Annotated in this window: 9 protein-coding genes; 3 read left to right on the forward strand and 6 right to left on the reverse strand. The window is 41.2% G+C overall.

Annotated features, from left to right (window positions below; all coding sequences use genetic code 11):
* Positions 1-83: 83 nt before the first annotated feature.
* The gene (locus F995_RS03510) at positions 84-1607 is read right to left on the reverse strand and encodes a TerC family protein (protein ID WP_004645445.1); all 1524 of its coding nucleotides are present in this window, start codon (positions 1605-1607) and stop codon (positions 84-86) included.
* A gap of 745 nt (positions 1608-2352) precedes the next feature.
* On the opposite strand from F995_RS03510, the gene F995_RS03515 reads away from it, so the two are divergent.
* On the forward strand, positions 2353-2817 hold the full coding sequence (locus F995_RS03515) for a MarR family winged helix-turn-helix transcriptional regulator (RefSeq protein ID WP_004645446.1): 465 nt from the start codon (positions 2353-2355) through the stop codon (positions 2815-2817).
* Positions 2818-2895: 78 nt separating this feature from the next.
* Here F995_RS03515 and F995_RS03520 read toward each other — a convergent pair whose 3' ends face one another.
* Together F995_RS03520 and F995_RS03525 are read right to left on the reverse strand one after the other, a co-directional pair.
* The gene (locus F995_RS03520) at positions 2896-3558 is read right to left on the reverse strand and encodes an SOS response-associated peptidase family protein (RefSeq protein ID WP_004645447.1); all 663 of its coding nucleotides are present in this window, start codon (positions 3556-3558) and stop codon (positions 2896-2898) included.
* Between the two features lie 95 nt (positions 3559-3653).
* Positions 3654-5099 carry an aldehyde dehydrogenase family protein gene (locus F995_RS03525; protein WP_004645448.1) on the reverse strand — a complete coding sequence of 482 codons (1446 nt, stop codon included), beginning with the start codon at positions 5097-5099 and terminating at the stop codon, positions 3654-3656.
* 178 nt (positions 5100-5277) lie between these two features.
* Between F995_RS03525 and F995_RS03530 the strand changes: the two genes are divergently transcribed.
* Positions 5278-6582: an IS4 family transposase gene (locus tag F995_RS03530; protein ID WP_004282307.1), complete on the forward strand. Its 1305-nt coding sequence runs from the start codon at positions 5278-5280 to the stop codon at positions 6580-6582.
* Between the two features lie 44 nt (positions 6583-6626).
* On the opposite strand, the gene F995_RS03535 is transcribed toward F995_RS03530, so the two are convergent.
* The 3 genes from F995_RS03535 to F995_RS03545 all read right to left on the reverse strand — a co-directional run bounded on the left by F995_RS03535 (position 6627) and on the right by F995_RS03545 (position 11402).
* On the reverse strand, positions 6627-8792 hold the full coding sequence (locus F995_RS03535) for a malate synthase G (protein ID WP_004645449.1): 2166 nt from the start codon (positions 8790-8792) through the stop codon (positions 6627-6629).
* Between the two features lie 366 nt (positions 8793-9158).
* On the reverse strand, positions 9159-10310 hold the full coding sequence (zapE, locus tag F995_RS03540) for a cell division protein ZapE (protein ID WP_004645450.1): 1152 nt from the start codon (positions 10308-10310) through the stop codon (positions 9159-9161).
* Positions 10311-10394: 84 nt separating this feature from the next.
* On the reverse strand, positions 10395-11402 hold the full coding sequence (locus tag F995_RS03545; RefSeq protein ID WP_004645451.1) for a helix-turn-helix domain-containing protein: 1008 nt from the start codon (positions 11400-11402) through the stop codon (positions 10395-10397).
* Positions 11403-11546: 144 nt separating this feature from the next.
* Here F995_RS03545 and F995_RS03550 point away from each other — a divergent pair, with 144 nt between their 5' ends.
* On the forward strand, positions 11547-13043 hold the full coding sequence (locus tag F995_RS03550; RefSeq protein WP_004645452.1) for a flavin-containing monooxygenase: 1497 nt from the start codon (positions 11547-11549) through the stop codon (positions 13041-13043).
* Positions 13044-13070 lie beyond the last annotated feature (27 nt).

The following is a 13070-nucleotide window of genomic DNA, read 5'->3' on the forward strand; positions in this document are numbered from 1 at the left end:
ACAGACATGCATTAAAAAAGCCAGCTGCCACTAAAGCAACTGACTTTTAGAATTTGAACAAATAACGTATTTAAAACACCTGTTTAAACTGCGTAATGAATGCTGACCGACTTGATACGATTGCTTTCAATTTCAGTGACTTTGAACTGTACACCCTGATAATTTAACTCGGTGCCCACTTCAACCGTACTGTTGGTTTTATCCAGAATCAAACCCGCAACACTGATATAACCCGCATCTTCATCAATCAGATCAATCATGCCAAGTTCCAGCTCAAGCTGATACAGGTCTAACATGCCCGATGCGATCCAGTGTGTATCATCGATTTTAACTAGATCTAGCTGCTCATCAGCATCCGGGAATTCACCAGCAATTGCTTCAAACACATCTAGCGGTGAAATCAGACCCTGCACATTACCAAACTCATCACTGACCAAGACCAAAGAACCTTTAGAAGTACGCAAGGTATTGATTGCATCAATAACCTTCATCTTTTCAAAGATATAAATTGGACGATGACGTTTGATCAGTGCTTTTAATTCTTCCGGCTCTTCCAGTACATCCAGTAATTCTTTGGCACGTACTACGCTAATGACCTTATCCAGGCTACCGCGACATACAGGGAACAGACTGTGTGGAACAGACAGAATTTTTTCACGGATCTGTTCTGGGCTATCTTCCAGATCAACCCATGAAATCTGACTGCGCGGCGTCATGATCGAAGCGACTGAACGCTCTGCAAGGGTAAGCACCCCGCCAATCATATAGCGCTCTTCATCTGCAAAGGTTTCTTGTGCCTCATTATTTTGAGTATCAGTCGTCTCTAGCTTGCCACCCATCAATTTTAAAATCGAGTCGGCAGTACGATGACGCAAAGGAATCTTAGATTCATGTTTAGCAGCATTACGCTGACCGAACTGGTTAAATGCTTCGATTATGATCGCGACACCAATACCTGAATAGATATAGCCTTTTGGAATATGGAAACCAAAACCTTCTGCTATCAGACTGATACCAATCAAAAGCAGGAAGCTTAAACACAGAATCACCACGGTTGGATGGCGGTTCACAAAGTTGGTCAATGGTTTCGATGCCAGTAGCATCACGCCCATTGCAACAATCATTGCAGCCATCATGACATAAATGTTGTCGACCATACCAATGGCGGTAATTACTGAATCTAAAGAAAAAACAGCATCTAAAACAACAATCTGTGCAACAACAGCAGTGAAACTTGCATATACCACGTTGGTAGATACTGTGACTTCAGGTTTGCCTTCAATCTTTTCATGCAGCTCAGTAACGGCCTTATACACCAAGAACAAGCCACCAAATAACAAGATCAGGTCCCGACCGGAGAAGGTCCAGTCAAACACGGTAATCAATGGTTGTGTCAAAGTGACCAACCAAGCAATGGCAAATAACAGACCTAGACGCATAAACAACGCTAAAGATAAACCAATCACACGGGCCTTATCACGTTGTTCAGGAGGTAGTTTTTCAGCCAGAATGGCAATGAAGACTAGGTTATCAATACCTAGAACAATTTCAAGAATAATAAGAGTAATTAAACCTACCCAGATTCCGGGATCTAATAAAAATTCCATTAGAGAATTACCCCGTTCGAGTAAGCTAGAAATAGAGATGGAAGATCAACGCACGGCGAGGGATCCATTAAAATAAAACCTATGCAACTTAAGACTATTCCATTATGCATAAACTGAGTATTTTGTAATGTATTAATTTACAAAAAAATTACATGATCATGATTTTACTGAGACTTTTAAAACCGACTGGTTGATGTTCAAACTAGTTAATTTTAATTTTAATTTTTCTACATCATTTATTCTAATTGAATTAAAAATAAACAACATTTAGTTCGATTTGACCATTATTTTTAAGGTTACTTAAAGATTAAAGTATAAACTATTTTTTTATTGAAAGAACAATCACTTAAAAATATCGCTTCAAACGCTCACTCAATGTAGTCACTAAAACCATTCAATAGCCTATCTTCTCCTAATGAATTAATTCATTAAAATGCAATTGCTTATATTTAAAATTAATTTAAAAGGCTGATCAACAATCATAAAATGTCTTGGCAGCAGTTCTACTCTTTAAAAATAGGCTGAAGAATTAAATTTATACAAAATATTATCGCCTTTCATCCGATTTTAAAAAACAATCTCCGCACCTGATAAGGCTCACATGCAGAACTGATCAACTCCTTAGGGTGTTAAGCAAAACTAAAAAGTGTTAGCGCTTTAACATTTTTAAAATAAAGGTTGAAACATGCATAAACTTTTTCATAAAATGAACGGGCCCTAGAAAAATAAATACAAGGAACATTTCATGACTAAGAAATATGCAAAATTTTTGCCGTGTACGGAAGAATTTAATTTAGAAAACTTTCCATATTATTGGGTAACTCAGGTTCATGCTCAATATGTCCTTAATGTCGATCATGCACTAAAAAAATATGGTGTTGACAATTCCCGCCGCCGTATCCTTCTTGCCTTAAAATCAAAGCCACATGCCAGTGTTTCTGATTTGTCAGAAATGGTTGTCTCTAAAATGTCGACCACAACTAAAATCGTTTATCGTTTAAAGGACGAAGGTCTGGTTGAAACCTATTCATGTGAGGATGATGCACGGATTACCCGAGTATTTTTGACCGATAAAGGCATGCAAATGACACATAAGATCAATGATCTAACTAATGTGGTACTGGAACAGTCATTTGAAGGTTTAACGCCTTTGCAAATTGAAAAAACCATGGAAAGTTTACGTCATATTTTCAAAAATTTAGCTCGTTAAGAGACCTACTTTTTATTTTAAATAGACGCTGGCGAATTGGCGTACACTTTACAATAATAAATAATTCGCCAGAGCTTTCTAAAAATCAAAAAAGTTCAGTTGTGGACTGACTTTTTTGATTTTTTCTTTTGGTACATGTGAACATTCGAACTCTTCTACTGGAAAGCCCTCTACAAAGCTATGAATATCTGGATGCCTTAGCGTTAGCCATTCTTGCAGTCGCTGCTGTGGAATCACAATAACCGAGCGTTTGATATTACCCGGCTCATGAAACTCCTTCATCATGGGATGATCAATTGCATCCATGGTAATCATGCTGGCAGAGCGTACAATTTCACCTTGTACCCGAGCAATCTCATACACAGCTGCAATAAAAGTCGCCTGACCATCTTTACGTCTTACACCCCAACGCTGCGGTTTATTGTCAAAATATTTAGACTCATAAAATTCCGATACCGGAATGACGCCAAAATGACATTTGGCGGTGGCTTCAGCGAAGGTGGGCTTTTGCAGTAAGGTTTCATTTCTGGCGTTATAGGTCTTGGTACCTATAGTTTTGTCTTCTGCCCATTTCGGAATGAGTCCAAAATTCACGGAACGCCATTCCAGTCCTTGAGCTGAATGAAACAAAAGCGGTGTAGCATAATTGGGATAGACCTCCTCTGGATATTCAAAAGGAATTTCTGGCAATCCCAGATTATGCAACTGTTCTAAGGTTAAAGGCTTAAAGTTGGCGCACATGGTTCATATATGTAAATCATTCGACTATCAGATTATAGCGTGATGCCAAGTCTAAGCCTGTCGTATTTCTATAGTTTTAGGCGCGTTGACTGTTATTAATTAGGTACAGTTAACCAATGTGTCCGGGTAAATTCCTCAAAAATCCAGCGGCCATTAAAACGACCCAATCCTGAATTTTTCTCGCCACCAAAGGGTGCGTTTGACTGGTCTGCAACACTAATGCCATTAATATGTGTCATCCCAATATCCAGTTGTGCGGCAAAAGCAGTGCCTCGCTCGATGTTTGAGGTACATACTGCACTGGACAAACCGAACTCAGTCGCATTGGCCAGATTTAAAGCATGTGCTTCATCCCGGGCTTTTAAGATAGGTAAAATCGGCCCAAAACTTTCTTGCTGCGCCAGATCGGAATCTTCCGCGACATCAATAAAAATATGTGGATAGACCAGATTCCCTTCGATTCCCCCTTCATACACCAGTTGCGCGCCCTGCTCACTCCCTGTTTGAATGATCTGTTGATGTTTTTCAACCTGACTCTGGTTAATGATCGGTCCAATCACGGTATCTTCCAGATTTGGATCACCCACTGGAATCATTTTGATCTGATCCAGAAGTTTATCTACATAAGCATCATGGATTGATGCATCGACAATGACCCGATTGGTACTCATGCAAATTTGTCCCTGATGCATAAAACGCCCCATCAGCGTCAGTTCAACTGCTAGATCAAGATCGGCATCATCCAGAATAACCAAAGGTGCATTGCCACCCAGTTCAAGTGCCAGACGCTTGATTCGGGAACTGGCCAAGGCTTTACTGCCGACACTTTTCCCCACTTCAGTCGAACCGGTAAATGAAATCATTTTCGGCGCTGAATGCTCAACAAAATAATCCCCGATTTCACTACCAGCCCCGGCAACGATATTCAGTGCACCTGCAGCTAAACCTGCTTCTTCAAATAGCTTGCCGATTAAGGTACCGCCAGTCACCGGGGTATCACTGGCCGGCTTCAATACAACGGTATTACCACAGGCAATTGCAGTAGCCACTGAACGTAAAGACAAATGAAATGGAAAGTTCCATGGACTGATGACTGCAATCACGCCTAAAGGCTTGCGCAAAACCAGACTTTTACGTGCGGGATCTTTACTTTCCAGCTGTTCTGTTTGTATCTGATCTGGAAAAGCCAGACTTTCCTGAATAATGCCCAGAGCAGCATCTACCTCTAGGCCTGCCTTAATACGTGTACTACCAGATTCAATGATCAGCCAGTCAATGATTTCATCACGACGCTGCTGAATAATTGTGATCACATTTTGCAGCACTGTTTTTCGTACTTCAGTGGAATTCAAAACACCCTGCTGAAAAGCCTGCTCTGCTGCGGTATAAGCACTGTCTACATCGACAGAACTGGCCGCTGCCATGCTAAAAATTTCACTCTGGGTATAGGGGTTTATATTTTTTATTGTTCTGGTTGAAGTACCGCCTTGCCACTGACCATGAATAAACTGCTGGTCTAAATTTTGATATACCGTCATCATTTTATTGTTTCCTCGCATGCTTTGCCCCACTTTAAGAGTTCAGCTGGAAAATTTCTAGTCAGAACAACGACGGCTTACCATTAGACAATAAAAAAGCCTCCGAAGAGTAATGCCAGTCAGTTAAGCAAAAAAAGTTAAAATGCTGTAAAAAGAGCGTATGTAAATACGCTCTTTTTTTATGAATTTATCTCAGAATCTAGATTTAACATTAAAACAAACCCTACCTTCACTTTCACAATTCAGTGAATTGATTGATTTAAACTGGATTGAAGATTGCTTAGACCAAACAGGTAAAGCATCAATTCGAAAAAGAAAACTGCCTGCTGAACATGTTGTTTGGCTGGTAATCGGACTTGCTCTATTTCGAAATCAACCGATTTGGTATGTGGTTCAACAATTGCAACTTGTTTTCGGTACGGCAGAATACTGTGTACCGAGTGCATCCGTACAAGCAAGACAACGCTTAGGCTTAGAACCCATGAGTGCTTTATTTTCGACATTAAGTCAGGCATGGTTTAAAGACTCACAACAACAATATAGCAACTTTCACGGTCTATGCGTTTGTGCTGTAGATGGTGTGGTTTGGTCTATGCCTCATACAGAAGAAAACTTTAAGCACTTTGGTTCATCCAAAGGCAAAACAGCAGCTGCACCTTACCCACAAGTTAGAGCGACTTGCCTGGTGAATACCAATACCCATGAAATGATTGATGCCCAAATGGGTAGTATGGATCAAGGTGAATTAACCTTAGCCAGTCAATTAAAAGCACCAGTTCGCAGTATTACCCTATTTGATCGTGCTTACTTCTCTGCTGATTTTTTAGTGAGCTGGCAATCTCAGGCAGAAGAGAGTCATTGGTTGATGCGAGCAAAGGACAACCTGCGTTATGAAGTGATTCATCATAATGCGGCCCATGACTTTCAGATCAAAATGCCTGTTTCAGCAAGAGCAAAAAAGATAAATCCGTCATTGGGTGACTATTGGGAAGCACGTTTAATTGAAGTTGAATATGCAGGAAAAATAAGACGTTACATTACATCATTAACAGATTCTAAAGTTTATCCATTCAAAGACCTTGCAATGCTTTATATCCAGCGTTGGGAAATAGAAATGTGTTATCGGGAAATTAAAAGTGATTTACAGGATGCAAGGATTTTAAGAAGCAAACAACCTGATTTGGTCTATCAAGAATTGTGGGGGGTATTTATTGCATATAATATCTTAAGAAGACAGATGAGGTTTATCGCTGAACATGCAAAGGTGAGTCCTTTAAGGATCAGTTTCCATATTGCATCTATGAGTATTATCAATATCTTAAGGCACACACCTTTAGAATCAGCAGGAAACCTACCCAAACATTTAGCGCAATTATTTGAACAATCTAAAATATTTGTATTACCTGAAAAAAGGCAAAGGCAATGTCCGCGAGTAGTGAAAATTAAAGCACAAAAATATCCAAGAAAATGCCAGTCAATTTCTTAACTGACTGGCATTACTCCGAAGAGGCTTTTTTAAGCTAGACAGGATTAATCACCTGTATAACCTTTTAACTTTAAACGCGCTGCGTGTAGAAGCGGCTCGGTATAACCTGATGGCTGCTCACCACCTTTGAAGATCAGGTCAGATGCTGCCTGGAATGCAATATTGTTGGCAAAGTCAGCAGACATTGGCGTATACAATGGATCATTGGCATTTTGCTCATCCACAATTTTCGCCATACGTTGCATGACTTCTTCTACCTGTTCACGACTTACGATACCGTGACGCAACCAGTTCGCAACGTGTTGTGAAGAAATACGTAGAGTTGCACGGTCTTCCATTAAACCGACATCATTGATGTCTGGCACTTTAGAACAACCTACACCCAAATCTACCCAACGAACCACATAACCTAAAATACCTTGACAGTTATTTTCAAGTTCTTTGGTTTTTTCTTCTTCAGACCAGTTGGTGTCTTTCGCCAATGGCGGTGTCAACAAATCATCTAGAGATAAAGGCTGAGTCGACAATAGTTCTTGCTGACGGTCTGCAACATTAATCTGGTGATAGTGAATCGCGTGGATCACCGCACCTGTAGGTGATGGAACCCATGCACAGCTCGCACCCGCTTCAGGATGTTCAGTTTTGGTTTTGTACATGTCAAGCAGCATGTCTGGCTTTGGCCACATGCCTTTACCAATCTGTGCTTTACCACGTAAACCCGCTTGCAGACCGATCATCACGTTACGGTTTTCATAAGCTGGGAACCAGATTTGGCCTTTTACTTCGCCTTTACGAACGAATGGACCAGCTTCCATAAAGGTATGGATTTCATCGCCGGTACGGTCCATGAAACCTGTATTGATGAAGATAGTACGATCTTTGGCTTGTGCAATACAGTTCTTCAAGTTCACAGAAGTACGGCGTTCTTCATCCATGATCCCGATTTTTAAAGTTTTTGCAGGTAAGCCAAGTGCCTGTTCGGCACGTTCAAACAATTCAACGGCAAATGCTACTTCTTCAGGACCATGCATTTTCGGCTTAACGATATACATTGAACCTTGACGCGAGTTCTTGATCGTGTTTTCACCTTTGATGTCTGCGAAAGACAACAATGGCGTAACCAGTGCATCCATGATGCCTTCATAGATCTCTGCGCCATCTACCAGAATCGCCGGGTTTGTCATTAAATGACCAACGTTACGCAGCAACATCAATGAGCGGCCATGAACTTTAGTTTCACCACCTTCTACATTTTTGAAAGTGCGGTCTTCATTCAGTTTACGGGTAACAGTTTTACCGTTTTTCTCAATAGACTCTTCTAAAGTACCTTTCATCAGGCCTAACCAATTACGGTAGCCTTCCACTTTTTCTTCAGCATCAACGGCTGCAATCGAGTCTTCCAAGTCCTGAATGGTCGTAACTGCCGCTTCAAGAACGACGTCTTTTACGCCTGCTGCGTCAGTTTGACCAATCGAACTATTGGCATCAATCTGGATGATTGCGTGCAAGCCATTATTTTTAAGTACGATTTCAGTCGGTGCTGAAGCTTCGCCATTGTAACCAACGAATTTAGCGGCATCTGCCACAGTTGTTTTTGAACCGTCTTTTAGGGTAACAACCAGTGCATTAGCTTCAACTGCGTATTGAGTTGCGTCTGCGTGCGAACCTTGTGCCAATGGGAAAGTTTCGTCGAGGAAATTCTTTGCAAATGCGACAACTTTTTCACCACGTTTCGGGTTATAGCCTTTGCCTTTTTCCGCGCCATCTTCTTCAGAGATGACATCGAAACCATAAAGTGCATCGTACAAAGAACCCCAACGTGCGTTTGCAGCGTTCAGGCAGTAACGTGCATTACGTACCGGTACCACCAACTGTGGACCTGCCAGTACTGCAATCTCTTCGTCTACATTTTCAGTGCTGATTTGAAAATCTTCTACTTCTGGTAACAAGTAGCCAATTTCAGTCAAGAAAGCTTTGTAAGCTTGTAATTCAAATGTGTTATTGCGGTGCCATTCATCAATTTTCGCCTGAATGTCATCACGCTTAGCCAAAAGTGCTTTATTTTTAGGGCTAAGATCAACAACGACTTGTTCAAAGTTTTTCCAGTATGTTTCGCTGTCTAAACCAGAACCTGGTAGTGCTTCATTTTCGATGAAATCGTAAAGTTCTTTAGCAATCGCTAACTTGCCTTTTTGAATACGTGCAGTCATTGTCTTTCCTGATATTGCTACTTTTTATACAAGAGATTCTAGTATACCGATTAAAATCTAGCTGAATAGTATTATCACATTGCTAAATACTGAGCATTTTTTCTAATATGAATACCCTCATAAACATATTTGATCTTTGTCAGTTGCAAATAGATATCATTCTGCTAAATACCTTAATGACAGTGTATAAAGTTTTCGAAATGTAGAAATTAGACTTAAGTTCAGATTTTCGAGTAAAAATTATGCATTCTAGTTATACACGATCATATTTAGATCAAGATTAAGCCATGTTTAATCAGGCTTGTCGATAATTTAAGTCCCTATTTTTATAAAAAAAGCGCTGGTAAATGACCAGCGCTTTTATGGTTACTCTGCGTTCACGGAGGCGATTTTCTCAATCTGGCGATGTTCAGAATTCAGGTATTCATCCGACTGCATTTCCAGCAAACGGGAACGGGTCCGTTCAATTTCAAAGGCCAGTTTTTCACCCTGGTAAATATCCACGATATTATCTTCTGAGGTTAAGAGTAACTTGACGCCGCGGTCATAAAATTCATCGACCAGATAAATAAAACGGCGTGTTCCATCATTCAGAAAATCGGTCAGGTGTGGCACATTGCTGACCAAAACCGTATTATAAATATTGGCGACTTCAATAAAATCAGCCGGACTACGTGGCTTTAAACACAGTTCAGAAAACTCGCACCACAACACATCTTCAGTATGTGAAACGGTTTCAACAATACGGTTGTTGATAATAATCGGCTCTTCAGAACAGGTCTGAGTCTGGGTCAAAGCGCTAAAACGTTGAGCAATCCAGTTTTTATGATCATGCGTTAACGGGAATTTAAACAATTGTGCCTGTTTTAGAACCCGTAGACGGTAATCGACTCCGGCATCAACATTTAAGACCACACAGTTTTTCTTGACCAGTTCGATGGTAGGCATAAAACGGTCACGATGAATGCCGTTTTTATATAAACCGTCCGGTGCGATATTCGAGGTAGCGACCAAGGTAATACCGCGTTCAAATAGCTTCTGGAACAGATCGCTTAGAATCATCGCATCCGTTACGTTGGATACAAAAAATTCATCAAAACAGATGATGACCGCTTCTTTATAAATCCGATCTGCCACGATATCTAGGGGGTTACGCTGTCCGGATAATTTGTTTAACTCACGATGCACATGCTGCATAAAATGGTGAAAATGCATCCGGGTTTTACGGCGAAACGGAATCGAATCGTAAAACTGATCCATCAACCAAGTTTTGCCACGCCCTACTCCACCCCACATATATACGCCTTTCGGAGACGTCTGACGGCGAAAGCGGCGAAATGCTTTTTTCGATGCCTTAAAACGCTGAATCAATTCCAGCCAGACACGATTCAGTTCATGTACTGCCATTGCCTGTGCTTCATCAGGCATAAACTGTCCCGAAGAGATCGCTTGTGCATAACGTTCTGCAGGAGAAATCGGACTAAAAGCGGTGCTGTGCTGTGAATTAAAATCGGACATAGAATTTCGTACTATTTGGGATCAATTTAATTATAGCGGAGTTTAATCAACACGCTATAACACTTTGGCATAAACTAGCTTAGGCTATTTTATATATTGCCGAGGACTTTGCCCAAACCAGCGTTTAAAGGCATGGTTAAAAGCGGCTGGCTCGGAATAGCCTAATAATTCTGCAATCATTTCAATCGAATACTGTTTGTATTCAATCAGTCGCAAAGCCTTATCTTTAATAATTTCTTCGCGAATCTGCTTATAACTGGTATCACATTGCTGTAACTGATGCCGCAAGGTTCGTTCCGGGATATTCAGCGCCTGTGCCGTTTCAGCCATGCTGGGCATCAGGCCGCTTTGGATCTCCAGATAATCCTGCACGCGCTGCACCACAGTCGGCGTCTGCTCATCCTGTTGCAAGCGTTCCAGTTCAGCCAGACATTTGGCTTCATAGACGGCAAAAGTCACCGCATCCGCAGAGGGAATTTTAATATCTAGCACTGCTTCATCAAACCAGAATGCTGCCCGAGATGCATCAAACTGTACCTGTGTTCCATAATAATCATGGTAGACCTTTAAGGTATTCAGATCTTCTGGATAGGCAAATGGCAACTCGATCCGCAAATCAGGTTTGGATAAGCCCATCAATTTGTAGATTTCCCGGATAAACTTAAACGTTCCGGAAATCTCTGCCTGTGCCAGCAACATTCTCAAATGATCATCCTGCTGCTTGGCTCGATAACATAGCGCGCTATGATGCTCGCTTTGCTGCAAGGCCAACTGACCGGTCAAATGCGTCAACTGCTGAAAACGGATCACCTGATTCAATGCATCACGTACCGTAGGACTGGTCACCAGCAACATGAGTAAGGGACCATAACCTGCCAAAGCATAATGCTGGCCAATCAATAATCCCTGTTCAGGTTGGATTTCCTGTCCCACCACCTTAAGCACATCATGTTCCAGACTCGGATGGATCACCGAGCTTGGATCAAAGGCATCTACACGCAGCCCAATGTTTTGCAGTTTCTGATCGACCTCCATGCCAGCCTTGCGCATTCCTTGAATCAAATACATCAGACTGAGAACAGAACGTTTCATAACCATACAAATACAATGTGATTATTCTAGTTGTACTATAAAAATAATGTGTCGGCTATTGCCGTTTAGATCAATTTTCTATCTAATCATCAAGGAGCAAATTACGATAAATATCCAACATTAAAATAAGTAAGGAATTTACTGATGCTAGATTATGCCACCGCTACACGTTCCCATCCCCATACTAAAGTTGCCATTATTGGAGCTGGTTTCGGAGGGATTGCCATGGCAATACGTTTACAACAGCATGGTATTTATGATTTTATTATTCTTGAAAAAGGTAGCGATTTTGGCGGAACCTGGCGGGACAATCAGTATCCTGGAGCAGCCTGTGATGTGCAATCACATTTATATTCCTTGTCATTTGCACCGAAAAGCAATTGGTCCAAACGTTATGCGGAAGCACCCGAGATATTTTCTTATATTCAGGATCTGGTGACCGATTATAACCTGCGTGCTTTTTGCCGTTTAAATACCGAAGTACTGGCAGCACATTACCAGGCAGAACGCTGTCTATGGCAATTACAGCTACAGGATCAAAGTATCCTTGAAGCCCAGTTTGTTATATTCGCTTCCGGACCTTTACATATTCCGCAAATCCCACATATTCCTGGTATTGAGAAATTCCAAGGTAAAGTCTTTCATTCTGCGCAATGGGATCACGCTTATGATGTGACTGGCAAAAATGTCGCATCGATTGGGACAGGTGGCAGTGCCATTCAATATATTCCGGAAATTGCCCCACAATGCAAACATCTGTATGTCATGCAACGTACTGCGGCTTGGGTCATTCCTCGTGATGAACGTGCCTACCCGAATCTTGAAAAGAAACTCTTTAAAAAATATGACTGGTTTAGAAAGCTACACCGTGCCCGCCTGTATTGGTCAAATGAATCGCGTGTGGTACCGATTGTCAAACCGGGCATTATGAAATTCACCCAAAAACTGGCAGAACTATTCATTAAATATGAGGTCAAAAACCCTGAATTGGCCAAGAAACTAACTCCCGATTACATCATGGGCTGCAAACGTATTCTGGTTTCAAATAAATACTTCCCGACGTTTAACCGCCATAATGTGGAACTGGTGACCGAGAAGATTCAGGAACTGACTGAACACAGTATCATTACACAAGATGGAAAAGAGCGGCCGATTGACTGTCTGATTTATGGCACCGGATTCATTACCGATCCACGTATCTATATGAAGAATTTTCAATGTACCGGGCTTGATGGCGTAGAGTTGAATGAAATGTGGAAACAAGGTGCTGAAAGCTATTATGGAATTTGCGTGAAAGACTTTCCAAACCTGTTTCAGTTACTGGGGCCAAATACCCTATTGGCACACAACTCTGTCATTTTTATGATTGAGGCACAAGTTGAATATATTTTGCAATTGATGCAACTGGTCGATCAATCTCATAGTGACGCCATCATGGTCAAAGACCAGGCACAGAATGCATTTAATCAGCAGGTGCAACATATGTTTGAAAAGACTGTGTGGCAATCTGGCTGTGTCAGCTGGTATCAGCAGGAAGGCGGCAAGAACTTTGCCTTATGGCCAACTTATACCTGGAAATACTGGCTCAAAACAAAAAAGCCAAATGCCGCAGATTATCGATTATTGAATAAAGTCGCCTAAAAGCTTTTTACCATCTGACATCAAGCG

This window comes from Acinetobacter sp. CIP A162, from assembly GCF_000367905.1.
GTDB classification, from domain to species: Bacteria; Pseudomonadota; Gammaproteobacteria; order Pseudomonadales; family Moraxellaceae; genus Acinetobacter; species Acinetobacter lwoffii.